Origin of the sequence: Nocardiopsis dassonvillei (assembly GCF_964273065.1) — a bacterium.
Classification (GTDB): Bacteria; Actinomycetota; Actinomycetes; order Streptosporangiales; family Streptosporangiaceae; genus Nocardiopsis; species Nocardiopsis dassonvillei_B.
In genome coordinates this window covers 6530867-6555818 of record NZ_OZ186815.1, presented here as the reverse complement: position 1 = coordinate 6555818, position 24952 = coordinate 6530867, and the positions used below count along the sequence as shown (strand labels likewise).

General features: G+C 67.4%; 14 protein-coding genes and 2 pseudogenes. 8 read left to right on the top strand and 8 right to left on the bottom strand.

Translation table 11 applies throughout. The features are described 5' to 3' along the window. Positions 1-8: 8 nt before the first annotated feature. The 3 genes from ACSUPR_RS29055 to ACSUPR_RS29045 form a co-directional block, all read right to left on the bottom strand. Positions 9-6539, bottom strand: a complete 6531-nt coding sequence (locus ACSUPR_RS29055; protein WP_436888253.1) for a polymorphic toxin-type HINT domain-containing protein — start codon at positions 6537-6539, stop codon at positions 9-11. A gap of 716 nt (positions 6540-7255) precedes the next feature. Next, positions 7256-10753, bottom strand: coding sequence for a LamG-like jellyroll fold domain-containing protein (locus tag ACSUPR_RS29050; protein WP_436888251.1), 3498 nt, complete (start codon positions 10751-10753; stop codon positions 7256-7258). A gap of 978 nt (positions 10754-11731) precedes the next feature. Then, positions 11732-12262, bottom strand: coding sequence for a hypothetical protein (locus ACSUPR_RS29045; protein ID WP_436888250.1), 531 nt, complete (start codon positions 12260-12262; stop codon positions 11732-11734). Between the two features lie 503 nt (positions 12263-12765). On the opposite strand from ACSUPR_RS29045, the gene ACSUPR_RS29040 reads away from it, so the two are divergent. Beyond that, on the top strand, positions 12766-13530 hold the full coding sequence (locus ACSUPR_RS29040; RefSeq protein ID WP_436888248.1) for a transposase family protein: 765 nt from the start codon (positions 12766-12768) through the stop codon (positions 13528-13530). A 7-nt stretch (positions 13531-13537) separates the two neighbouring features. Here ACSUPR_RS29040 and ACSUPR_RS29035 read toward each other — a convergent pair whose 3' ends face one another. The 3 genes and pseudogenes from ACSUPR_RS29035 to ACSUPR_RS29025 all read right to left on the bottom strand — a co-directional run. Beyond that, entirely contained in the window at positions 13538-14029 is a 492-nt protein-coding gene (locus ACSUPR_RS29035) for an SUKH-3 domain-containing protein (protein ID WP_436888247.1), read from the bottom strand. Positions 14030-14034: 5 nt separating this feature from the next. Next, the gene (locus tag ACSUPR_RS29030; RefSeq protein ID WP_436888246.1) at positions 14035-14889 is read right to left on the bottom strand and encodes a polymorphic toxin-type HINT domain-containing protein; all 855 of its coding nucleotides are present in this window, start codon (positions 14887-14889) and stop codon (positions 14035-14037) included. A 122-nt stretch (positions 14890-15011) separates the two neighbouring features. Continuing rightward, positions 15012-15549: pseudogene (locus tag ACSUPR_RS29025) on the bottom strand (LamG-like jellyroll fold domain-containing protein); the annotation flags it as partial. A gap of 215 nt (positions 15550-15764) precedes the next feature. Between ACSUPR_RS29025 and ACSUPR_RS29020 the strand changes: the two are divergent. From ACSUPR_RS29020 to ACSUPR_RS28995, 6 genes are all read left to right on the top strand, one after another. Beyond that, on the top strand, positions 15765-17156 hold the full coding sequence (locus ACSUPR_RS29020; RefSeq protein WP_436888245.1) for a hypothetical protein: 1392 nt from the start codon (positions 15765-15767) through the stop codon (positions 17154-17156). Positions 17157-17339: 183 nt separating this feature from the next. Continuing rightward, positions 17340-18152: an IS5 family transposase gene (locus tag ACSUPR_RS29015; protein WP_436888243.1), complete on the top strand. Its 813-nt coding sequence runs from the start codon at positions 17340-17342 to the stop codon at positions 18150-18152. A gap of 237 nt (positions 18153-18389) precedes the next feature. Next, positions 18390-18857 (top strand): hypothetical protein, encoded by a 468-nt coding sequence (locus ACSUPR_RS29010; RefSeq protein ID WP_436888242.1) that lies wholly within the window; start codon positions 18390-18392, stop codon positions 18855-18857. 49 nt (positions 18858-18906) lie between these two features. Next, the gene (locus ACSUPR_RS29005) at positions 18907-20118 is read left to right on the top strand and encodes a hypothetical protein (protein ID WP_436888241.1); all 1212 of its coding nucleotides are present in this window, start codon (positions 18907-18909) and stop codon (positions 20116-20118) included. Positions 20119-20294: 176 nt separating this feature from the next. Then, on the top strand, positions 20295-21086 hold the full coding sequence (locus ACSUPR_RS29000) for a hypothetical protein (protein ID WP_436888239.1): 792 nt from the start codon (positions 20295-20297) through the stop codon (positions 21084-21086). A gap of 142 nt (positions 21087-21228) precedes the next feature. Beyond that, the gene (locus tag ACSUPR_RS28995; RefSeq protein WP_436892228.1) at positions 21229-21630 is read left to right on the top strand and encodes a hypothetical protein; all 402 of its coding nucleotides are present in this window, start codon (positions 21229-21231) and stop codon (positions 21628-21630) included. Positions 21631-21877: 247 nt separating this feature from the next. On the opposite strand, the pseudogene ACSUPR_RS28990 reads toward ACSUPR_RS28995, so the two are convergent. After that, positions 21878-21982, bottom strand: a pseudogene (locus tag ACSUPR_RS28990) (IS5/IS1182 family transposase); the annotation flags it as partial. A 325-nt stretch (positions 21983-22307) separates the two neighbouring features. Between ACSUPR_RS28990 and ACSUPR_RS28985 the strand changes: the two are divergent. Then, positions 22308-22703, top strand: a complete 396-nt coding sequence (locus ACSUPR_RS28985) for an immunity protein YezG family protein (RefSeq protein WP_436888237.1) — start codon at positions 22308-22310, stop codon at positions 22701-22703. 977 nt (positions 22704-23680) lie between these two features. On the opposite strand, the gene ACSUPR_RS28980 is transcribed toward ACSUPR_RS28985, so the two are convergent. Further along, positions 23681-24004, bottom strand: coding sequence for a GNAT family N-acetyltransferase (locus ACSUPR_RS28980; RefSeq protein WP_436888235.1), 324 nt, complete (start codon positions 24002-24004; stop codon positions 23681-23683). Positions 24005-24952: the final 948 nt, after the last annotated feature.

Below are 24952 nucleotides of genomic sequence, written 5' to 3'. Positions count from 1 at the left end.
TCTTATAATTACCTCACCAAAGTTCTCCAGATGGTACGGTCTTCTGCCCCTCGCGCACCAGACCCCATACCAATTGGACTCCTGCTTAGATTATGATTACTACTAATTCCTTCAATAAAGCAGGAGAAGCACATTCGCGTAGAAGATGATATCCCAAGGATCTCTTCACCAGTTCGGAGCGTATCGTAAATCCTACGCTCGGCGTGAACGCCAGCAATCCCTGGTATGAACTGGTCACGAGTTCCCGCCAAGGGATTTCCTCCACTTCTCCATGCGCTAGGAATCCCATCAAGGGTTGTTGAGACGCGATTCACTACACTTCCATTCCTGGTCCTGACGGAAGCGACTGCAGCAGTGGATCTTTCAATACCAAGAGATTCATAGACCTCCCTCGCCCTGTCATAAAGCTGCTGCCCACAGTTGTGAGTCAGGAGCGAGATATCGCCCGTGAGCACATAGTACGTGTGGAGGTCTTGGACGGTGAGGTTGTAGACCCGCTCCGGCTCGGTCCAGACCCGGGTACCGGTGACCTGGACCAGGGTGCCCTCAGAAGACAGGAACCACATCCCGGGGACCAGGTCGACGGCGTCGACCCACTCGCCCAGCAGCGGCACCCAGAACGGGTGTCCGTCGGTGGCGATGATCGCATCGCCCAGCACCATCGGCCCCGGCCGAGACGGCCCGTCAGGCAGATCGCCCTCGTCCAGGGTGTCGGCGTCGATCTGTGCGGTGGTGTCCACGGTGATCTCGACCAGGGTCTTGGTGCCCTCGCCGACGATGGTGGCCAGGACCGTGCGCGGCCCCTCTTCGCCCGTTTCCGGGTCGGAGGCCCACACCTTCTCACCGATCTTGATGTCCTCGATCGCCTTGTGCGACCCGTCGGCCATCAACACCCGGGTGCCCCTGACGAAGCTGTTTCCCAGGGCACAGGACAGGGCGTCGTCCTTGCTGTCATCGCGCAGACCGCCGATCAGGTTCCGCGCACCCCGGATACCTCGGCTGGCCCAGCCACCGGGGACCAGCAGATCCGGTATGGTCTCGCCGAGCTTGTAGGCCCCGGAGTTCGGGTCTGCCCCCAGTTGGATGGCGAGTTCATCTGATGTGGGCAGGCCGACCTTCCTCAAGGCCCAGTTGGTCGCCATAACCGGTGGCACGAACGTGTTGACGGTTCTCTGCGCCCCGGCGACGAAGCTGAAGATCTTGTCGGAGTGGGGCACACGCCGGTAGGTGTTCCGGACGGTGTTGTAGGTCCTGACGGAGAAGTTGGTCGTCCGCTGGCGGACGGTCGTCCTGACGTTGCGGAACGGGCGGGAGTTCCACACCCGGTTCCACCCGCTGCGGAAGCTGTTGCGGACCCTGTTGCGCCCCGACTTGAGGCGGTTGCTCAGCCCGGACAGGAACTTGCGGACCTTGAGACCGTCGGGGTCGGAGTAGGTGACCGGGTTGTTGTTGGCGTAGGCGTACCCGTGCATCTGCTGCGGATCGGTCAGGTCCATCACGGGGTCCACCGAGATGAACCGGCCGATCGCCGCATCGTATGCACGCGCCCCCAGCTGGGTCAGTCCCGTGGAGGCATCGATGGTGCCGCCCACGAACCCTCGCTCGTCGGGCCAGTCCCCCATGCCGCCGCCTCGGTCCTCACCGAAGGCGGTGAACCGGCGCTGGGTCACCTCGCCGGTGGCGGAGTCGATGGCCATCTGGCCGGTGCCGTGGTGGTCGGAGAAGATCCAGGAGACCTTTCCGTCGGAGTCGCGGACCGCGACCGTCTCCCCCGCGTGCTGGTAGTAGCGCAGCGCGGTGCGCAGCAGGCTCTGGCGCTCGTAGTGCAGTTCCGTGCCCGGCAGGTACAGGGTGGTGGTGGTCGGGCTGCGGCGGATCAGGCGCGCCCCGTCGGCGTCGTACAGGTAGCGGGTCACGCCCAGGTCGGCGTCTCCGACGGTGACGAGCTTGCCTTCGGCGTCCCATTCCATGACCTGGTCGGCCGAGGCGGTGACGCGGGAGACCATGTTCCCGGAATCGTCGTAGGCGTACTCCTCCAGGCGGCCGCCGGCCGGGCCCTGCTCCTCCACTCGGGTCAGGGCGTGGGGCTGGGTCTGCCCGGCTTCGGGGGTGGTGTAGCTGCGGTTGGTGGCTCCGCCGATGCCGTTTTTGGTCTCGGTGACGCGGTTGCCGATGGCGTCGTAGGTGTAGGAGTGCCAGTAGGGGGCGGCTCCGCCCAGGTTCGCGGCATTGGGTTCGGCCGTGCAGGCGTTCTCGCCGGTGGCGTCGGGGGTCCAGACCTCGCTGAGCTGGCGCCGCTCGTCATAGGCGTAGCACTGGACGTCGAAGAGCCGGTTGGGGTCGGAGGGTTCGTCCCGGATGGAGAGGATGTTGCCGGCGTCGTCGTAGGCGTAGTGCTGGTGCAGCAGTGATCCGTTGCCGACCTCGGGGACGACGCTGGCCCACTTCACCCGGTTGGTGGCCTCGTCGTAGTCCCAGGTCGCCCAGGTCTTGCGGGCGCGGGTGCCCTCCCGGCTGAAGGAGCGCTGGGTGAGGTTGCCGATGCTGGAGTAGTAGGCGGCCTCCACATAGGTGCCGTCGCCCGCGACCCGGGTCATCTGGCCGAGGTCGTTGTAGGTGTAGGAGACGTTCTCCACGTCCAGGCCGCCAACGGCAGGCATGACCTGGTTCTTGATGCTGCCGTCGGGGTTGTAGCGGGTGGTGAACCGGTAGGTTCCCGCGATCCCGGTCTCGGCCGCAGGGACGATGACGTCGCTGGTGACGGGCCGGTACAGCTGGTCGTAGGCCACGACACGGGTGGTGTAGGCGTTGCCGTCGCTGTAGCGGGTGGACGAGGTGAGCTGCCCCTTGGCCAGGGTGTCGTAGACCCAGGCCGCGCGCTTGTTCCCCTGCGGGGAGTCGTCGTGCAGGGAGACGGTGCGGCCCAAGGCGTCATAGACGTAGGCCAGGGTTTCGTCCCGAGCGTCGGTCTTGGTGGCCAGCCGGTCCAGCTCGTCGTAGGTGAAGGTGGTGGTGCCGGTGTCGGGGTCGGTGGTGGAGACCTTACGGCCCCGCAGGTCGTAGGTATGGGTCCAGGTGTTGCCTTCGGAGTCGGTGACCGTGTCCAGGTCGTTGCGGTGGTTGTAGGTGTAGGTGATCTCGTCGTAGTCGCCGACGGGTTCGCGGCCGTGGTGGTGGCGCAGTTCGGTGGTGTTGCCGCGGATGTCGGTGATGGTGGTGGTGCCCACGCCGCCCTCCGGGGCGGTCACCAGGGTCTGCTCACCGTTGTACTGGGTACTGACGCGCCACTGCTCCAGACCGCGGGACATGCTGATCGCGTGGACCGGGCGTTCGGCTCCGTCGTAGACGGTGCGCTCCCAGCGGGGGACCTCGTCGGTGTTGTTGACGATGACGATGTCGCCGCCGGGTTCACCGGCCGTGGGGTAGGCGGTGCGGGTCTGGACCTGCAGGCCCCGGTTGTCGTGAAGGGTGTCGCTGATCAGACGGCCGCCGTTGCCGGTGGCGGTCTGCGTCTGGCGGGGGCGCAGCAGGCCGTCGAAGATCTGGTAACTGGTGATGTAGGCGCCGTGTGCGTTGAGCCCGCTGCTGGCGATGTAGGTCGGCTTGTCCTTGCTGACGTGGTAGGCGAACTTAAGGCTGGGGCTCACTCCGCGAGACCGGTCGCGGTCGGCGAGCCAGACCTCGGTCAGGCGTCCCAGTGGGTCGTAGGCGAGCTCGATCTTCCTGCCGTTGGCGTCGAGCTCGGCGACGGGCAGGGAGCGGGCCGGTTCCATCTGGGTGGTGGCGATGTGCCCCAACGGGTTGGTGACCTTGAGCGTGGTCGCCGGTCCACCGGCCACGGCCGAGGTGAACTCGTAGGTGAGGGTGTTGCCCTCGGCGTCGGTCTGGGTGAGTTCGCGACCGTAGGAGTCGTAGGTGGAGGTCTGGATGGTCTGGTAGACGGGGGTGGTGCCGTTGTAGTCCTTCAACCGCTCACTGCGGGTTTCCAAGCCTCGGGTGGGCACGGTGCCGATGTTGCCGCCGTCGTAGGCGGTGCGGGTGTCGGCGATGACGTCGCCGGGGTAACGGGGTGTGGTGTCGCAGCCCACGGCAACGGCTTCCTGGCGGGAGACCAGGCCGAGGATGTTCTTGCTGGTGTTGCGCACGTAGGTGGTGCGAGAGCACTGCTCGTCACCCGCGACGGAGGTGTCGCCGTGGTCGAAGACCTCGGTGGGCATGCCAAGGGTGTCATGGGTGGTGTCCATACGGTGCTGGCGCCAGCCGCCGTCGGCCGTGGGGGTGTAGCTGCGTTCCGAGGCGGTGCGAACGATGTCCGCGGTCAGGGTGCCCCAGGAGTAGGTGCGTGATGCGGTGCGGTGGTGCCAGGGGACGGCGATGGTCTTCTCCACGACCTCACCACCCGGACCGTTGCGGGTCAGCGTCTCCAGGGTCTGACCGTAGAAGTGGTCGTAATCGGTGTGCTCGCCGCCCTCGGAGTCGGTGACCTTGACGCTGCGGGTGCCGGAGGGTTGCTTGTCGCCGTGCATGCCGCGGAAGAATCGGTGCTCCTCCTCGCTGCGGGTCTCACCCTCCACACCGGTGTTGACACGGACGATCTCGTAGCCGCGCCACTGGGACCAGGTTCTCTTGTCGTCCTTGGTGAAACCGTCGGCGTCCATGTACCGCCAGGCGGCCCCGCCCCGGTAGTCGTAGGTGGTGATGACATCGGGCTGGTCGGTGACCAGGTCGACCTCGACCACCTGGGTGACGACATACTTGTGGAACCAGTCGGTGATGTCCTTGTCGCCCCGGCCGGAGGGCACCCATCTGACCGGGTAGCAGCGCCTGGTGTTGCTGTGCGGCTCCGGGGTCTGCCCGGGGGTGCAGTCGGGCTGGGAGTACAGGATGTCGAGCTGGCCGCCGGACTCGGAGTAAACGGCGGTGATGCGCCACTTGTTCATGGGGGCGACTCCGTCGGAGGTGGAGTCGACCCGGTTGGGCATGGGGGTACCGGCGAACGTCAGCTTCGGGGTGGCCAGGGTTCCACCGACGTGTCCGGTGTGGGTGATGGAGTCCAGCCACAGGGCCGGGTCGGTGCCGTCACCGGGCGCGGGGAACTTGTGGGTCAGCGTCCAGGAGTCGATGGGCACGTACTCCGTACCGTTGTGGTACTGGGTGGTGACCTTGTCGAGCTTCTTGGTGGTCCAGAAGGTCGGGGAGTAGTTGCCGGTGCACTTCTCCCCGGACTTGCAGTCCTGGTCCTGCGGGACATCGGGCCAGTGGGAGGCGTTGGTCTTGGTGCGCTTGTCGGCGGCGCAGTCGAAGGAGTCGGTCTTCAGGCAGCGTTCGCCGGTGGTGAAGACGACCCGGGACGGCGCGGTGGCGTACACATTGTCGCTGCGCAGGCCGTAGTCGATGCGGCGCAGGTAGCCGCCCCGGTCGTAGGGGGTGGCGACGGTGCCCATGTTGCGGGCGTAGTGGTTCTTCTCCTTGGTGTAGTGCAGGGTCATGGCGTTGCCGTGGACGTCGACGACGTAGTCGAGGTTCCACCGCCAGGCCTGTTGGCACCAGGAGTCTGCGAACGAGGACTTGTGGCAGGGTTCCCCGTCGTTGTTGCCGTAGACGGGTGTGGTCCAGGCGGAGTTGGTCTCGGGGTTTCCCGAGGTCCAGCCGGGCAGGCGGTTGCGGCCGAAGAAGTACTGGGTGCCGTCGGGGGTGGTGACCTTCCAGTACTCGCCGTCGTTGTCGCCGTTGGTGGTGCCGGTCAGGCGTTCGACTTTGGAGCCGTCGTCGCTGCGCAGTCGCCAGGTGCCGTCCTCGTCTACCAGTAGTTCGCTGGACATGCCGTTCAGCGACAGGGTGGCGTTGTGGCGGCGCCAGCATTGGTCACCGGTCTTGTTCGGGTCCTTCTGGCCGTCGTCGGCACATGGGACGTAGGAGCGTTCGATGAAACCGGGGTGGTAGTTGAAGCCTTCACCGATCCAGGAGGTCTGGTTGTTGGTGGAGGCGGTGCGCCCGTCGATGGAGCCGGAGGAGTAGGACAGGGAGACGCTGGGGGCCAGGCCTCCGGCCACGTCCGGGGTGTCGATCGGGTAGGACCAGGAGAAGTCGCCGGTCTGCAGACCGACCTCCCAGGACGCCGACGGGGACAGTTCGCTGGCCTGGTAGTCGCCGCTGTTGCCACCGGCGTCGGACACAGCGGCGAGCGTGACACCGGAAGCGGTGGCCGGGGCCATGGCGCTGAGGGTCCGGGCAGAGAAGTCGTTGACCGCGCCCAGGTCGTAAGCGGCTCGGCAGTCCTCGGCCGGATTCTCCTCCAATGCGCACTCGTCCAGCGCGATCAGGCGCAGGCGCGCCCCGTAGTCGCCGCCGAAGGCGGTGGTGAAGTCGCCGTAGTCCAGCTCTACCTCGACCGGACCGGGAGCTTGCACGTCGTCGGTGCGGGTCAGGCGCATCACCAGGCCGTTGATCCCGGCGGCTTCGGCGGTCTGTGTGTCGAGAACCTCCAGGGTCGCATCCGTCACCGGCTCCGGAACGACCGGGACCGGCTCCTCCTGCACCTCAGCCTCTTCTTCGGCCAGGACCTCCGGGGAGGATTCCTGTTCTGGAGTTCCCTCGGCCGGGCCTTCGGCGCCCTGCCCTGAATCCGGCGTCGCCGGTTCGGTCGAGGCACCTTCGGAGTCCGCTGGGGGCTCCGAGGGGTCGGCCCCCGATTCGGGTTCGGTGTGCAGGCGGTTCTCCGCCGCGGGCTCATCCTCGGGAAGGACGTTCTGCTGCAGGAACAGGGGGATCTCCCATTCCTGGAAGTCCTCATCGGATACCGGGGCCAGGGAAACGGTCGCACCTTCGGAAGGGGGTTGCTGCAACTCGACGGTGCCGGTGCCGGGCCATGCAGCCGAATCGAGTTCGGTGATCGCCGCATCATCGACGGCCGAGTCCTCTTCGATTGCCTCAGTGACAAAGGTACTGGTCTGCAGCCAGCCCTCATCTGGGGCCTCAGGTTGCTGGTTGATCGATTCGGCCTGTGAGGTCGAGACCGACAACAGCGCGATGATGACAGCGATCGAAACGGCGCCGGAGGCCCATCGGCGCAACCGATCGGCGAAAAGCCGGGTACGCGGGGGGGCGTCTTGGTCGGAGAGGGCGTTGAAGTCTTCGGGGGAAGGGGTCACGGACACAGGGGCCTCCAGGCCCGACGGTCATCGTTGCCGCCGGGTTGCCGTTTCAAGGGATGAGGTGGGGTGGAACTGCGCAGGTTCAAAAGATGCTTCACATCTCAGAAAGCCCCTGTCGGGATGAACCCCTCGTACACGTTGTTGATGTCTTCCTGGGTCAGGATTCCCTGGTAGAGGTGCACATCGCTGATGTCGCCAGCCCAGGCGTCGGCGAAGTTCTTCTGGAACAGTCCGCCGCCGATCACCACGGGGCCATTAGCATGCCAAGCGTTGGGAACCTGGACCGTGCCGTTCTTCACGCCGTCGACGTACAGGGTGGCTTCACGTCGAGTGTGGTCGTAGGTGGCGGCCAGGTGGGTCCAGCGGCCGAATTCCGGGGCGTGCTCGGACAGGGCGCGGTGCCATCCGGTGGCGCCGGTGCGGTCTTCGGGCGGCAGTTTCATCACCCAGTTGTTCCAGTCGTAGGTGTACTGGTAAGCGAGGGTGAAGGCGCTGTGGTCGGTGCCGCTCTGGGAGACGGCGGCGGTGTTGGCGCCGACCTCGTCCAGGCGGACCCAGGCGGCGACGCTGTAGCTGCGGTCGGTGCGGATCGCGGGTCCCTGGGTGGTGATGCGTTCTCGCTCGGCACGGTTCAGGCTGACTCCGGGGGCGAAGGTGACGTCGTTCATCGCTTGGTTCCAGGCGGTGAGCGGGTTGCCGTGGAGGGTGCCGGTCAGGCCGTGGTCGGAGGAGTCCGCAACGACGGTGCCCTCGTATTCGTCCAGCTTCCAGCGCCCTTCCAAAGCGGCAGGACGGTTGGCGAGTTCCCAGGCCTCGGAGTACGCGTCGTCGCTCTCTTCGGGGACCTCGTCGGTCAGGACCCGGTCCCAGACCCGGACGTCGTCGATGGCGCCGGGCCAGAAGTCGTGGTAGGTGCCGCGGTACAGGGCGCCGCCGATCACGAACGGCCCTTGGGCGTTCCAGGCGCTCTGCTGGATGTGGGTGCCCTGCTCGACGCCGTCGACGTACAGGGTGAGGGCGCCGGTCTCGGGGTCGTAGGTGCCCATGAGGTGAGTCCACACGCCGGTCTGTGCCGGTTCCAGGGACAGGACGCGCTGGGAGATGGAGGTGTCGTCGCCGTCGTGGGGGGCCTGTTTGAAGATCCAGCGGCCGCCGTCGGTGTGCTGGTAGCCGAGGTAGAAGCCGCTGTGGCGGTTTCCTGCCTGGGAAACGGCGGTGTAGGCGCGGCTGGGCTGGCCGTCCAGGCGGACCCAGGCCGAGACGGTGAAGGCGTCATCGGTGTCGATCACCGGGTTTTCGGTGGCCAACCGGTTGCCGCTGGTGGTGTCCAGGCCGGCGCCTTCGAGCCGGTAGTTCTGGCCGGTGCGTTCGCCGACACGGCCGCGGGTCCAGTCCACCGGGCCGGAGGCCGTGGCAACGCGGTCGTCGTGGACGAAGTCCGCCGCCACACTTCCCTGCCCCTCGTTGAGGGGGAAGTAGGAGACCGGGTTGGAGGGCGGTGCAACGGTGAAGGTGTACACCAGCACGCACGCCGAGGAGTTACCGAAGGCGTCGGTGGTGCGGGCGTGCAGCAGGTTGGGGCCGTCCCGGCGCGGGGTGATCGGCACGGTCACCGTGGCCCCGGGGGTGTCCAGGGTGATCTTGGTGGAGCAGGTGGCGTCGTTGAGGCTGTAGTGGTAGGCCACCGCTTGGGCGACGCCGTTGTTGGAGAAGGTGAAGTCGCCGCTGCGTCCCACGCTGCCGTGGACGACGTCTCCGGCCGGGTAGTCGGTGGAGATCACCTTGGGTCCGGTCTGGGGCTTGGTGGTGTCGACCTTCAGGTAGCACCAGGACGACCACGGTCCCCAGTTCTGCTGGTCGTGGCCGCGCAGGCGGTAGGCGATCAGCTGGTTCTGGGGCAGGTTCTTGACTGTGACGCTGCGATAGCTGCCACCACTCCACTTGGCCACGGTGACGTATGCCGACTCGGCCGACCCCAGGTTGGTCGAGGCGCCGTCGACCTTCCACTCGAACTGGCCCTTGACCTGCTGGCCGACGTAGTAGGAGTCGCGGTCGCGGAGCTGGCCGCGCAGGGTGACCTCGGTGTTGTTGACCAAGCGCGGTTGGGTCTTGTCGGTGGAGCAGGCACCGCCCAGGGAGTCGGAGATGGTGGAGGTGACGGGTTTTTCCGGCGGGTGGTTGTAGTTGACCACCAGTACCGGGGGCTTGTTCTTGATGTCGAAGCGGCGCCAGGCGCTGCTGGCGGACTCGTCGCGTTCCTTCAACCGCAGGTAGATGTGCGAGGCTTCGTTGTCGACGCCCCACTTGTAGGCGGTGGTGGCGTCGAACTCCACACCCGTGGACTTGGGGCAGGTGGCCCAGCCGCCCTTGATGTTCTGGGTGTCGAGCAGGGTGCGGGCGGTGGGCTGGTTGCTCCAGGTGGTCTTGCTGTTGAACGCGTCCACCCGGTGCAGCTGGATGTAGGAGTTGCTGGTGCAGGTGTAGGCCCAGGCCACCTCGGCGCGCAGCGTGGCGGAGTTGATGATGGTGTTGGCGTGGGCGGTGCGCCCCATCACGGTGAACTGGAACAGGGCCCGGCGGGTGTAGGTGCCTTCGCCTCCGGAGTAGTAGCCCACACCGACGCTGTCGACGCTCTTGTTGTAGTACGCCTGGTTGGGGTAGGTCTTGTCGACGTAGGCCCAGTTGGGGCGGTTGGCGCTGACCGAGGGGTCGATGTAGACCGGGTACTGGGTGTCCTCACCGGTCAGCAGGCCCTGGTCGGGGACCAGGCGGATGCTGTCGACGGTGATGTCGGTCTCGACCAGGGCGGTGCGGGCGCCGGTGGTCGCGGCGACGGTGGGGTCCTCCCCCTGGGTCTCTTCGATGCCGGTGGAGTCCCACATGGCCGGGGCCTGGACGCTGAACACGCCGTGGCCGCCCTCGTTGCCGGTGGCTTCGATGTTGCCGTGCTCGTCAGCCCTGAGGGCGACCCCGGTGGTGTCCAGGGGGAGTTCGAGTTCGGCGAGTTCGGGCAGGGCGGCGGCTTCGGGGGTGTGCACGACCAGGACCTGGGTGAAGCCTTCGATCCCGGCGGTCAGAACCAGGTCGACGTCGGGCAGCACGTCGGGGTAGGTGGCCTGGTCGCCGTCCAGAACCGGGGTGGGCAGGGGGCCGTCCCAGTCGAGTTCGACGCTGTTGGAGCCGATCCCGATACGGGCCATGGGGGCGTCGCCGCCGCCGGAGAAGGCGATGTCCATGCCGGCCGCGCGGGGCCGGACCAGACCGTCGGATCCGGTGACCAGGGTGGTGTCCGCGTCGATCCACCCCTGCTCAGAGCGGACCCGGACCGGCAGGGCGGAGATCTCCGCGGTCAGGGTGCCGTCGGGGTTGGCGTAGTGGATCGTCTTCTCATCGGTCAGCGCTGCGATCTCGACCGGATCCCCGGTCTCGCGCGCCAGCGCCAGCGCATCCTGCTCGGCCAGGTCGACCACCGACTGATCAGCACCGGACGAGACAGGCTCGTCGTCCTCATCCGCCCACGCGGGTGCCGCGGCCAGCAACGACAGCGCCAGTGCCGCAGCCGTGGAGGCCGCTGCCGTACGGGTCAGGGAACGACGCATGGGGGATGCCTGTCTGGTTCGGTTGTGAGAGGTCAGGTGTCACCACGGACTAGGTTTCCGCGGTAATCGAAGGTGAAGGTAGTGAAACCACGCAAACCACACAAGAGACCCAGATGCGGGACCCTGAACCAGGCGGGGCCCTTCTCCGAAAACCACTCGCGTGAGCTGGAGAGACACAGCCGGTGGCCACATCTGGCCACCCAGTACTCACAACACCCCTCCGACCACAGGAAGAGTCCGAAACAGGCATAATAACGACGAATTGCAATCGATTGCTTACTGACTGCCATGGCCGCCAGTCGCCACCCGGACAGCTTGGGAGGTGCCATCGGACGTCACCGTCGGCCCGTGCGTGCTCCGTTGGTGCTCCACGGTTTTGGAACGGGGCGACACCGGGCGGTACGACATGACACAGGGCGGCAGGGCGGATCGGATGAGGTGGCACGAAACGGTACGTAGCGATACGTCACGGCACGCAACCAGGGCACTTCTCATCCGATGGCCGCAGGTTCGAATCCTGCCGGGTGCGCCACAAAACCCCAGGTCACAGGGGTTCCCTGAGGACCTCGCAAGAGGTCCTCGCCCCGTTCCGGACCCCGTAGTGCTCCATGCGTGCTCCCCAGTCCAAGGTCAGTACAGGTGGAGGTCCACCTCCCGGAGCACTTTGCCATCCCGTGCCCCTGACGGCCCCGCCCGGAGCGCCCCGTGTCCGCCCTCCAGCGCCCCGCAGCCGCCCCGACGCCGCCACATAGGACCCCGGGGACCGGACACACCCGACCGCCCCGCCAGCCCACACAGCCGATTCAGCCGGAACCCCTTACCCAATACCGGTTCGCGCACAACAATCAGCTGGCACCAGCAAAGCCAGATTGATCGGCGCGGTGGCGCCAGCCATCGCGATCAACCGTCGCACCGGGTCGGGCCGTGAACGCTCCGGGGCGAAGCCTTCACCCTTCCCGCCAACCACACCATCAAAGATCAGCTGTTCCGACCACGCGCGGCCTTGCCCCTGGAGCGAACCGCCCACAGCTCGGCCGACCCGCCGCGTTCCAAGTCCCGAGCCAGATGTGACCGGTGAAACGCCTTGCCGCGCTTCAGACGCTCCCGGTCGTTGCGAGTGTCGACGACCGACAGCTGGAGATGAAAGTAGTTCACGTATTCAATGAGGGCAAAACACCACAGGGCGACTCCTGGCCAGAGTCGGCCGACGGCTTCGCCACGGAAGGCGGCGATCACCAGCAAAACTGCACTCACACCCAGAAGGATCACATCAAGTACACGCAGAACACGGAAGACCGGCAGACCTCGGGGAACGCCGCCACCTGACCGGAGAGCATCGTACTTGAGCTTCCAGTAAACGGACCCTTGCAGAACGAGGCAGGTCACCAACGCCAACGCGGCTAGATTCGCCACGGTAGGCGGCATCTCCAGGATCCACACCACTGAAACGGGTATCAGCACCACGTAGGCGCCCTCAATCCGGGCGAGGAAACGCAGCCTGCGCAGCACCTCGGCCCTACTGGCAAATTGCCCGCTCACAGGTCACCTCTCAGCTCTGTAAGCCACGAACCGCCCCGGAAAGCGGTGGACAGATCCGTCCTGGCCCTGATGAGAGCCATACGCCAATCGGCATGTTCCATCGACCAGTCAACAGAGGTTGTGAGGCCGAGGTCGCCAGAACGAATCGTAACAGCATGCACCTGTGTTTCCAGCTCTCCTCGGATTTCCAACGCGAGCGGTCTTTGGCTCCTGGGCATGAAAGGTCCATGGTGAATCGTGAGGGCATCTTTCAGGCGCCCCTTATACAGGTGGTGAGCATGTCGTCCACATCACAGGAGACCCGAACCTCAAAGGTATCGCCAGCGGTTCACATCGTAGGAGACACGGAGCCCTTTTCATCCTGAAGGTGCTGGTCACAGCCGTGCACCAACCACGCAGAACCACCCCTGACAGCAAGAAGCCCCTGGTAGGTGGGTTAACGACCAAGAAAACCTGCCACACCAAGGGCTCCGATGCTGTTCTACCGCTCTGCGCTGCCGTTGTCACGTCGCACCCTGAACCTGGCCGCCCGCATCATCCGCGCCCACCGCAGGAAGACCGGCTCCCGATGGCGGCGCCTTGACCCGGCACAGCAGGCCCTGCTCGTCCTGGTCCACCTGCACAAAGGAGAGCCGTTCGCGCAGGTCGCGGCCGGTTTCGAGGTCGGCACCACGACCGCCTGGCGGTACGTGCGCGAGACCACCCGCCTGCTCGCCGAGCAGGCACCCACCCTCGAACAGGGGCTACGCCGCGCACGCCGCAAGGGCTGGGGGTACGTGATCGTGGACGGCACCCTCATCGCCTGCGACCGCCTGGCGGCCGACCGGCCCTTCTACTCGGGCAAGCACAAGCAGCACGGCATGAACATCCAGGTCGTCGCGGCCCCGGACGGCGAACCCCTGTGGATTTCGTGGTCGCTACCCGGGGCGGTGCACGACACTCGGGCCGCCCGGGTGTGGAAGATCGCCGAGCGCATCAGAGCCGCGGGCTTGCTCGGTCTGGACGACAAAGGGTACGTGGGGCTGGCGGACGTGGTGTTCTGCCCGTTCAAGGGCCGGGGCAAGCCGCAGTGGAAGAAAGACGCCAGCTCCGAACACGCCAAGCTCCGCTCGCCGGGCGAGCGCGCGATCGCCCAGCTCAAGAACTGGGACGTCCTGCGCCGGCTGCGATGCTGCCCGCACCAGGCCAGCCAGATCACCCGAGCGGTGCTGGTGCTTCAATTCCGCGAAGCAGGATGAAAAGCGCTCACTGCGGCCACGGATCTAGCCCTGGGTCAGAGTGCAGACACACCAAGGGGCGGTCTGCGCAAATCGCCAAATTTAAAGCATCTTCAAAGGTGGGTCCCATTTCCCAGATCCATCCGAGGCCAGCAGCCACCACCCTCCCATCAGCTTCTATGAAAACGCTCGAATAACTTAGCCATTCTCCAATCGGAAAGTACCTCCCACCCAGAACCCCTTCAATCTCTGACACCAGACCCCGCTGACCCGAACCAGCAGAAATAGGGTCGAAATTAAACGGCTCATAATTCACGAAGTTCGGGCCATATTTATTTATTGGCTCTACTGATAACCCACCCAGAGCAACAAGAATTTCTTCAGCCCGCAGATTTTTTAGGTACCCTTCCTGACACAAAGAGTCGAGCCAAGGATCGACACTGATCCTCCTTTGTGAATGCCAGCCAGCCTCGCCAAGAGCTCTCAGTAGACTGGGGTGAAATGAATCAAATCTGATCAAGGTAGCTATCCAGTACCAAGATGATCCAAAAGTCGCACACAATGACCACAAGGACGTGCTGGATCACCGTGCCCGGCAGTACGTGACGTCGGCATGGAGTTATTTCTTGACTGCACTGTGCGCATTGCACCTCCCCTGATAGCAGCAGGACCCTCGACTTCCTGAGCCTGAATGAGGAAATGCACCTCGGCACAACCTCCATGGTGGTCGACCTGTTCCAGATCCGTCTGCAGAAGGCCGTTCGCCTGTTGGCCATGTTTGTTTTGCCCGTAGTACCTCTGACCCGAAGGAGACGTGTACTCCGATACGAATCTGGCACCTGTTTGATTGCGCACCTGATTGGCGTGCTCTGCCAACGGATCGCCAGTAGCGCAGTTGTGGTTGAGGACGTCGAGCGCCCCCGTGGCAACATGGTAGGTGTGGACGCCCTGGACGGTCAGGTTGTGGACCGTGGCGGGCTGGGACCATGCCTGGATGGCGTTGATCTGGACCCAGGTGCCGGCGGAGGTCTGCAACCACATGCCCGGGGCGAGGTCGATCGCGTCAACCCACGCCTTCAGCTCCGGGACCCAGAAGGGGTGAGCGTCGGTCGCGATGACCACATCCCCGGCCGCCACCGGACCCGGGATGCCCGCGTTCTCGGTGTCGGCCTCGACCGTGCCCTCGGAAACGGGCTCGCCCTCTGGAGCGTCGCGTTCGGTGGTCGGGTCGATGGTGACCTCCACCAGGGCTTTGGAACCCGAACCGATGATGGTGGCCGGCACCGTACGAGCCGACTGCTCACCCGTCTCCGGGTCGGTGGCCAGGACCTCGTCACCGGTCTCGACCTCTTCGATGGGCTTGGTCGAACCGTCGGCCATCACCACTTGGGTGCCCGGCACGAAGCAGTTACAGCTACCCCCACCGCTCGGTCTTCTCAGCACCGGGGCTTCGGGGATGATGATGTTGTCGGCCTTCTTCTTGGCGTCGAAGAACCCTTCGATGCCGTCTCCTCAACCCCGGCCGAGTCCCACATGGCCGGGGCGTCGGCGGTGAACACGCTCTCGCCGCCCTGGTCGCCGACGGCGTCGAGGTTGCCGTTGGCGCCCTGGTGGACGGTGACGCCCCGGGTGGACAGGGCGAGTTCGAGCTCTGCCAGGTCGGGGTGCTGCGCGGCCTCGGGGGTGTGCACGACCAGGACCTGGCCGAAGCCGTCCACGCCCGCGGTCAGGACCAGGCCGACGTCGGGCAGCACGTCGGGGTAGGTGGCCTGGTCGCCGTCGACGACCGGTTCGGGGAGGTCCTCGTGCCAGCCCGGGGCGACCTCCTTGGAGCCCGCCGATGCTCACCAGGTCCCGGTCTCCGCCGCCGGAGAAGACGATGTCGGCGACCGCCGCCCTGGGACGCAGCGCGCCGTCGTCGCCGGCCACCAGGTCGGTGTCGACGGGGCTCCAGCCGTCCTCGTCGCGCACGCGGACCGGGAGGGCGCTCTGCTCCATGGTGAAGGTGCCGTCGGGGTTGGCCAGAGGGCGAGGTTCCATGGCCAGCAGACCGCGTCCGGCCGGAGGAGTGCGTGGCCCTGCCGACCGAAGGTCTCCTCGGGCCGCGTCGACCGGTGCATGACCTCAGCGCGAAGGATCGCACGCGGCCGTTTGATCCAAGGCTCGATGCTGTGCCGACGGTGTTCCATTCCGGGTGGTCCACAGAAGGTCTGCAGACCGCTGGCGCCGAGGAAGGGCCACAGTAGGATGACGCGGTGTCCGAGCAACACGTTCATACCCGCACAGACGAAGGTTTCCGTGACGCACGCAGGGCGGGTGCCGGTCTCGCCTCGCCGCGCTACTGGGGCACGGCGCTGCTGCTCGTGGGGGCCGTCGTCGTGACGGCGGTCACCGTGGGGTTGGCCTCCGGGAACGAGATCGAGGTGAGCAGCGGCGCGGAGGGCGTAGAGGGCTACTTCGCCTCCGCCTTCGCGCACCTTCTCACACTCGGGCTCTTCGTGCTGGTGGGCGTCGTCGTGGCGCTGGCCGTCCTCCCCGTGGCCCTCCTCCTGTGCGGCGGGCTGATCCTGAGGTGGCTTCGCGCCGCACCGGCCTGGCGGCGGGCCGCGCGACGCCAGCCGACCAGAGTGCTGCATGCGGACCTCCTACCGAAGACACGTACGGTGGGCCGGCACGTGGTGCGTACCGTGCGGGTGCGGGACGCGGAAGTCCTGCCCGTTCTGCACCTGTACTTCGTGCCCGGCGCGGCGGAGCACCTCGCAGGGCCGGTGGCCCTGGAGCTGTTCGGGGGAGAGCGGGTGGGTGGTCCCGTCCGGGTCGGCGCCGTCACCGGTGCCGCCTGGGCCTTCGACGCGACGGCCGCTGAGCCCGGGGCTGGACCGGAGGTCGAGGTCGAGGCGGAGTTCAGCGGGTCACCCCTCGAGCCGACGCTCGAGGCCTACTCGATCGACCTGAGCCGCCCGAACCGAGGTCGCCGGGCGCCGCTCTCCCCGGCTGGAGATGGCTTTCGGGCCGCCTACAGGGCCGGAACCAGAGGCACCTCGCCGTGGCGGTGGGCCCCCCTGGCGGCGCTGTCGGTGTTCATGTCCGGAGTGATCCTGGTGATCGCCGTCACGGAAGTCTGGGAAACGATATCGACGAGCGGCTCTCTGGACCCGTGGCTTCTCATGATGGCAGGCATGTCCGCAATGCCGCTGCTCTTCCTACCCGATGCGCTCCGTAAGGCTCGCCAGCGGCGCCTCATCGGACCGGCATGGCGCCGGGCCGCCGCGCGCCGCCCGACGCTCGCGCTGGCCGGCACGATACTCCCCGGGACTCAGGCGGTCGGGACCTACGGTATGCGCACCGTCCACCTCGACCGGCCCATCGCACAGGGCGATGGCGAGGCCGCCCGCCGCCTGCAGTTGCTGTTCGTCACGGCCGAGGGCTGGGGCGAGCGCCTGGTCGGCCCGGTCGTCGTGCGGCTCTTCGCCGGCGACCTGCTGCGTGGCCCGGCCCTGGTGCAGGACGCCCACCGGGCCGAGTGGGCGTTCGCCGTGCGGGACGACAACGCCTCGCGGGCCGACAGTGGCTCCCGTGACGGCTGGGACGACGGCGGCTGGACCGAGACCGGTGACGGAGGCGACGGGGGTGACGGCGGGGAATGACCCCACACTTAGTGCTCCTGGGGCCGCCGGATCGCCGGGGTGGCGCACACCGTCATGAGGGTGCTGGCCGTTTCAACGGCCATGCGGATCAGCCAGCGGCGCGGTGTGGTGCCGCTGGCGTCCTCGTGGTCGCGCCGGTGTGATCGGCCACGCGTGCGACGTCGTCGGTGAGCGCGGACTTCCATGACGCCCCGGCCCCGTAGGCGGCAACGGTCGCGGTGCCATGTGCCCAAGCCCCGGCACAAGTGCAGGATGAGGGCTCCGGTCGGACCGAAGGTCGGACCGAAGGGGGAGAACTCATACCCACCACCGGAACAACGCATCGTCAACGGCATCCTGTTCCGTGCCCGCACAGGTGTCCCCTGGCGGGACCTGCCCGGACGCTACGGTCCATGGGAGACCGTCGCGGGTCGTCACCGCCGCTGGTCCCTCGACGGCACCTGGCAACGCATCGCCCGACCGGCTGCGCATCGACGCCGACAGCGGCGAGGAACTCATCGTCGGGATCGACTCCACCACCGTGCGCGCCCACCAGCACGCCGCCGGAGCGGCGAAAAAGGGGAAAGAGCACGGGACGAACCGGACGGGGCCGAGGCCCTGGGCCGCTCCCGGGGCGGGCTGACCACCGAACTCCACCTGCTGGCCGACACCCGACGGCGTCCGCTGGTCGTGCTCTCCAGTCCCGGCCAGCGCGGGGACAGTTTGGTGTCCGAGCCGTTGATGGCCGCGTTGCGGTTGCCTCGCCGGGTGGACAGGCCCCGGACCCGGCCGGACCGTGTGCTGGGCGACAAGGCCTACTCCAGCAGGGCCCATCGGGATCACCTCGGGCGTCGCAAGATCAAGGCGACCATCGCCCAACCCAAGGACCAGCGTGAGAACCGCCGCCGTAAGGGATCGGCGGGCGGCAGGCCCCGGTCTTCGACCGAGGTGCCTCCCTGGGCCGCAACACCGTGGAGCGGTGCATCAACCTGCTCAAGCAGAACCGGGCGGTCATGACCCGCTACGACAAGCGGGCCGCGATCTTCGACGGGACCGTGGTGGCCTCGATCCGGATCTGACTCCGCGACCTGACCCACCCAAAAAACACTGCCTAGGATCCGCTCATGGTCGTGCTCACCGTCGTCATCTCCGTGCTCGCCCTGTTCGTGGCGAGCGCCGCCCTGGCACTGTCCCACGCCCAGCACCGGCGCGACGCCGCCCGCCGCCCGCCGCCACGAGGAACTCACCCCGCACGTGCACGTGGCCGTTCGGCGCAAGTACGGTGACGGTGCCGTGTCGGAGGTGACCGTCACCGGTCCCCGGTCTCTGGAGCGCCTGGACGCGCTCCACATCCACTTGGAGGACGACCACCCGCGCTCCCCCGTCGTCGCCGGAGGGCCCACCCAGGAGGACCTGGACGCGCAGCTGTGGGGCCTCTACCAGTTCTCTCAGGGGGACAGGCACACCGTCAAGCTGGCCGAGGTCGCTGTGGGACAGCTCCCCACGCTGTGGCTCACCGCCACCCCGCCCCCTCCGTGGGCGGTCCCCGCGCACTGGCGCCAGGACCAGGACGGCGCCCCCGTCCGGGTCACCTTCCAGTGCCGCCGCGGCAAGGACTCCTGGAAACCCCCCGCCATGAGGTCTTTCGTGTTCGACCCTGACCCACAGGTGAGCCCGGCGCCGCCCGGGCGGCGACCGCATTCGGTCACCGTCTCTCACTAGGGTGGGCGCTCTCAGCAGTGTCCGCCCCTCCACCCCCGGTGAGGAACCCATGTCGTCGAACACCACGCCCACACCCCAGGCCCGCGCATGGGCATCCCAGATCGTCGCCGAGCACGACATCCATGACCGAGCCCAGGACATCCTCGCCCGCCTGTACGTGCCCGGCCTGCCCGAGGTCGTCGCCGCCCTGTACACCGAGATCACCGCGAGCGCCGACGCCGCCCACCAGCGCCCCCGCACCACACCTCTCCCGCCCCCCGGCCCCGAGATCCGGGCTGTCACCGACACGCTCGACACGGATACACGGTGGAGCACGTTGCTGTGGTGCCAACTGGCCGCCGGATACAAGAGCATCTACTTCGTCGACGATCCCCGGGGCACGCTCCACGGCCTGTACCGGAACCTGGCCGGCCACCTGAAGGGCGAGGCAGGGGACTGGGATGCCGCCCGAATGGGGCTCCTGCTGGAAGCGGCATCGCAGTACCTCGTCTCCCATGAGTACGTCCTCGATATGTGCGAGGACGCACCCCAGGCGGCACTTCGCCCCCACCTGGAGCTGCTGCGCGGCCTGTACGCCAAGGCCGGCAACCGCTACGCCTTGGGCTGGAACCAGAAGAACCCGACCCTGAGCGAGCTCCAGACCCGAATAGCGCAGCTCCTGCTGCGCCTGGGAGCCCCCCTCCCCCTGGACGAGCTGTTCGCCCCCGACGACGTGTTCGGCGACGTGCTGCGCCACAAGTACCCCGACCTCTGCACGACCCCGGGCCTGGCCGGTCTGGTCGCGGGCCTGATCACACCTCCCTCGACCCGTCCCTCCCAGGCGTGGCGGCGCCGGACCGCCGCCCTGTTGGAAGCCCTGGAAGATCCCGCGTCGACCGTGCGGGAGGTGCTCACCCTGATCCCGTCCCTGCCCGCGGCACCGGCCGAGAGCAGCGAGACCCACTCGCCCTACCTGCGGCCCCACGTCCACGACATCCTCACCGGCATGCTCTGGTGCGTCGACCTGCTCCCCCAGGAATCGACTCCCTGGGCCGCACAGGTCCTGGAACGACTGACGGTATTCACCGGCACGGGGCCGGGCGGATCCAAAACGCTGCGCTCGGAGCGGATGGCCACTGCGGCCGTGAGAATCCTCAGCAGGCGCAGCGGAGAAGCCGAGAGGGGCGCCCTGGTCCGGATCCGCGCCGAGGTCACGAAGAAGACCCTGCTGAAGACCATCGACACCGCGTTGGCGGATGTCCCGCTCAGCGCGGGCACCTGAGCAGGTGCCTTTGATGCTCTGGTCCGGGCGGCGCTGGGGCGCCCATGCCAGCAGGCCACTTCTGCCCAGCCCTGAACCGCAGGCGAGCCCGGCACCGCCCCAACGGCGGCTGCGTTCGGTCACCACCCCTCACTAGTGTGGTCGCCCCAATACCGTCCGCCCCCGGTGAGGAACCCATGCCGCCGACCACCACCCCCATGCCTCAGGCTCGCGCGTGGGCGTCCCAGATCGCCGCTGAACACGGCTTCCCGGACAAGGCTGAGGACATCCTCGCCCGCCTGCACCTGCCCGATCTGCCCGTCGTCGCCGACCTGCACACCGAGATCAGCGCGAGCGTCCAGAGCGCCTACCGGGGCCCTCGGCTGCCTCCGCTCCCGCTTGAGGACCGCGGCCCCCGCGCCGTCACCGACCCGTTGGACGCCGATCTGCACTGGCACGCACTCTTCTGGAGCCTGCTGATCACCGGGCAGCGATCGGCGTACGGGTCCTGCCCGACGCCGACCACAAGACGGTGGCCGCTGCCCGGGCCACGGTGCGCTCCCCGGGGCGGGTCCGCGCGTTGTCGGTCTACGCTCAAGCGCATGGCGACACAGCCCGCAGGCGTCCACAGCATGATCACCCGCGCCAACCTGAGCCGCATACGGGGGCGCCTCCTTCGTGTCCTGGAAGGCGCCGCCCCAGCTCGGACGAAACACACCCAGATCGTTGAGCGGGACGGTGAGCCCCATCCGTTGTGGGTGTTCGACCAACGCGACCTGCTCACTGCAGCGGTCAATCGGGAACACGCCTGCCGCGGGCTCCCCACGGTCACCTCCGACGCCGTTCACGAACTGGAGGTGACCGCTGGAGGCCACAGGAACTACGCCCACAAGCTCCCCTGGCGGCTGGCCGAGCTCGCCTGTGGACTGGGCGGGTCGCCGGCCTCAGCAGGGGTGGCCCCGATCACCTGGCACCGCGCCGATGGCTGACTGTTCCCCGGCCTCATCCGTTGGAGGCCCTGTCCCTGCTGCGGACAGGAAACTTACAGCCACCCCCGAGGCGGGCGCGACACCGATGCGTTCCTCGGTCACTCTCACCTACGGCTCCTTCTCCACCGAGGTGACACCGGGGATGCTCGACCTCAGAACGGTCGACTGGTTCCGGCGGGGGGCGTGCCCGCTCATGGCCTGGGCCCTGGTCGAGCAAGCCGCCCGGCACGGCCTGGAGTGGGAGCTGGCCATCATCAGGGACTCGATCGATTGGGGCGATTGGTGGCACATGGGCGCCATCACCGAGGACCACGATTACTTCATCGACGTCAGTGGGGCCATACGAGTCGAGGAGGTGTGCGAGCGGTGGCAGCAGAACCGCCGTCAGCGCCGCCACCCTGCCCATGACACTGGTCTCTCGACGGTCAGTGATTTCTTCTTCCAGTTGCTCTGGCACGACCTCCGCGCCACGGACGAGCACACCCGCCAGGTGACCTTGGAGTTCGCCAACCAGATCCTGGTCGCCGAGGGATTCCTGCCCTGACCGAAAAGCGCCCCTGCCGGGCTGGCAGGAACGGCTTCTCACCAGGGTCATGGGCGGTGGCTGGGGCCCACTGCAGCAGGACAGCACAGGCCTGCACCGGTTCCGCACGCCGTTCCTTCGCCGTGGCCGCGGCCGGCGTGTTCCACCAGAGCGGCCGTGCTCCATACCGATGATGCCCAGTAACTGCCCGGCGGTGTGGGACGGCACCGCCCTGGTCTACCTTGTGCCCGAAGATCCCCGATGCCGAGTGTCTGCGCCGCCCGCCGCCTTGCGGGCCGGTGGGCGCCTCGGGTACCACCCGCCGGAACGGTTCCCACAACTCGTCCGGCACCAGCCGTTCCACCATCGACACAGGGGCAGACTACCGAGAACCCAAATGAGATGAGCTCTATGTAGGTTGCCCGAGGTGGTGTTCTGCCCGTTCAAGGGGGGTGGTAAGCCGCAGTGGAAGAAGGACGCCGACTCCGCCCACGCCAAGCTCCGCAGCCCCGGCGAACGCACGATCGCCCAACTCAAGAACTGGGATTTCCTGCGCCGCCTACGCTGCCGCCCACAACGCGCCGGGGGGGTCACCCGAGCCGTGCTCGTGCTTCAACCCCGCGAAGCAAGATGAAAAGGGCACAGCGAAGAAGGGACCTATTGTGGATCCGATTTGGCAACAGGAGCTGGTTCGGGAGATGGCTCTTGAGCTCATCGAAGCCGCTCCTGAAGGTTGGGTTTCGATGAATTTCCGGTACGAGTACATCGGAAGAGTTGCGGCAAGTGAGAATATCGTGGCCTTTGACACCGGGGAGACGGCGAGGAAGCGCCATCCGTGGCCTGTCGACAAGAAGGCCAGGACCCTGAAGGCCGAGATGTACCAGGAGGACAAGGGGACATGGCTCGCCATTTCGATTAATATAACAAAGGGGGGTGAGTTCAAAGTCGATTTCTACTACGACAAAGAACTGAGGGTTCATCCTCTCCCCGCCTCGCCCGGCAGTTACGCTTTTGAACTAGAGAAATTTCCCCGGAACCCTCATGCAATTCCTGATTGGATCCGTGAGCGAATCAGCCAAGTGCAGGAGGAGTAGGGTTGCACGGTGCGCAGTCGGGGAGCCGAAGTCCTTCGGCTGGACTGAGCCCTTTTCATCCGGCCTGCTCCTGCCCGCTGTGCGAAGCCCTCTCAGCGAAGGTCCACACCTACCACCAGCGCGCCTCACCGTTCCCCGCAGGCCTCAGGAGAATGTGCGTTGTAGCCCGGGTGCACCGCCTGGTGTGTCCAACTCTCGCCTGTCCCCGTCAGGCCTTCTGGGAACAGCCATCCGCTGTCTCGACCCGCTCCGACCGGCTCACCCTCAAAGAGCGGTCGACCCTCACGCCGGGCCGAACAGATCTTCGTGACCTGCGGACTCTGGCGCTGGGTCGGCAGATGCCGCGAAAGAGGGCTCGCATGTCGTTCGCGAGCAGTTCCGACTCCTCCATCACGGGGAAGTGGCCTCCCTCGGCGTGCTCGTCCTCCACCGGTTCCGGCTCCGCGCCCGAGGGTGGGGCCGGGTGGTCCTCCGGCTCGGCCGGGCGGGGACGAGGAACGGCCGCGAGGTCGAGGTAGGGGCGGCGGACCAACGCTCCAGCGATCAGGCCGGATCGGTATCCGCCCTGCCCTCCGAGCCGAACAGGGCGGAACGGTCCCGGTAGGCCTGGTCCCAGCGGGCCGAGGCGGCCGAGGCTCCGGCCGCCCAGGTGTCCGGGGTAAGAAAGCAGGAGCGGCCAGTGGGCAGGTCACCCCGCCTGGAGGCGTCGGGCGGGAGCGCGGAGGGCAGTGCGCGCGGGAACCGGCGGCGCTACCGGGCCGACCGGGGGCTGAAGGGTGTTCCGTGCCGGTCGTGCGGCGTCGTTGCGCACGCCGACCGCAATGCTTCCCGCGTCCTGGTCCGCAGGGGCCAGGACGCGGGGAACGCGGGGCGCGGGGCGGCCGGGCGTCACCCGCTCCCGGGGGACCCGTAAGGATCCCCCGGCGGTGGGCATCCGACCGGCAGCCGGTCGGACGCCCACCCGCAGGCCCGGTCGTTCACTGCCGGGGAGTCGGCCCACCGCCCCTGCCGTGCGACCCGTACAGCAGGTCCTGGTACTCGGGGTGGCGGGCGATCCAGCCCGCGAAGAAGGGGCAGGTCGCCAGCACCCGCAGGTCCGCGGCCCGTGCCCCGTCGAGGGCGGTGCGGGCCAGCGCGGACCCGACGCCCCTGCCCTCGTACTCCGGGGAGACCTCGGTGTGCACGAACGCGACGAGTTCCGCCGTGCGGATGTACTCCGCGACGCCCGCGACCCCGGTCCCCCCGTCGACGCGGGCCTCATAGCGCTTCGCCTCGGGGGCGTCGCTCACTTCGACCGCCATGTGTCCTCCTCCTGTGTCGACCGGCCGGGGCATCGCGCCCGCCCGGTCCGGTCGGTCCGACGATTCATCGACCGCTCCGCGGCCGTGTCGGGCGACGCCTCCGGTGCGGCCGGCTGGCAATCGCATATCCCGGAGCAAGCGACGCCGCTTGCTCCGGCGTGCTGCGGCTGGAGTCCGTCCGGGCGGTCGGGGTCCCGACCGCCCGGATCATGCGCCGCGCGGCCGTGGCGTGCGCCTGCGCCGGGGCACCGCCCGAGGCGTCGGTGGCGGCGAAGACCCCGAAGCCCCCGCCCGCCGCCTGGATCGCCGGCACGGCCGCGCGGATCTCCGTCCGGAGGCCGGGGACGACCGGCCTTCCCGCGCCCGGGCGCCCCGACCGCGTCGACGACCCGCCCGTCCTCCCCGGTGTCGATGAGCGTGCGGTCGATCGGCTCCTGCTCGGGGAACACGTCCTGGAGCGCCTGGACGAGGCGGCCCCCGCGCTCCTCTGTCACGGTCGTCGGGGTGGCCGAAACGTCGAACACCCTGGCGGCCCCGGCGGGGCCGACGACGTTGCCGACGCCCGTCGACGGCTCATGGCCGATCAGGACGGGGGCGCTCTCCCGGGGTGTCGGCAGCGCAGGGAGGCCGTTCTTCGCTCCGGTGCTCATGGGCCTCCCTTTCCGGGGAGCGGTGTCGGGGTCCCGGACGGGGCACCGCCGCGGTGTCGGCGCCCCACTCCGTCCAGGTAGATGATGCGTCCACCAATGTAGCGAGCTTGATTGATGTGTCAACCGCCAAGGTGACAGGCGCGCCAACCCCGACACGCAGGGGATTCCGATGGCCAAAAGGTTGACTCATCATCTAGTATCGTGACGATGCACCGACAGGGACCAGGGGTTGCGGCAAGCCCGCAGCACCCGTCCGCAGCACAGGGACACGACCGCCCGCGCCCTGCGGGGCGCAGCC

Bases quoted from the DNA above. Each gene is read 5' to 3' on its own strand.
- ACSUPR_RS29050 (WP_436888251.1), bottom strand. From the start codon at position 10,753: ATGCGTCGTTCCCTGACCCGTACGGCAGCGGCCTCCACGGCTGCGGCA.
- ACSUPR_RS29040 (WP_436888248.1), top strand. From the start codon at position 12,766: ATGCTGTTCTACCGCTCTGCGCTGCCGTTGTCACGTCGCACCCTGAAC.
- ACSUPR_RS29030 (WP_436888246.1), bottom strand. From the start codon at position 14,889: ATGGCCGACGGTTCGACCAAGCCCATCGAAGAGGTCGAGACCGGTGAC.
- ACSUPR_RS29015 (WP_436888243.1), top strand. From the start codon at position 17,340: ATGACGCCCCGGCCCCGTAGGCGGCAACGGTCGCGGTGCCATGTGCCC.
- ACSUPR_RS29005 (WP_436888241.1), top strand. From the start codon at position 18,907: ATGTCGTCGAACACCACGCCCACACCCCAGGCCCGCGCATGGGCATCC.
- ACSUPR_RS29000 (WP_436888239.1), top strand. From the start codon at position 20,295: ATGCCGCCGACCACCACCCCCATGCCTCAGGCTCGCGCGTGGGCGTCC.
- ACSUPR_RS28995 (WP_436892228.1), top strand. From the start codon at position 21,229: ATGCTCGACCTCAGAACGGTCGACTGGTTCCGGCGGGGGGCGTGCCCG.
- ACSUPR_RS28985 (WP_436888237.1), top strand. From the start codon at position 22,308: ATGGCTCTTGAGCTCATCGAAGCCGCTCCTGAAGGTTGGGTTTCGATG.
- ACSUPR_RS28980 (WP_436888235.1), bottom strand. From the start codon at position 24,004: ATGGCGGTCGAAGTGAGCGACGCCCCCGAGGCGAAGCGCTATGAGGCC.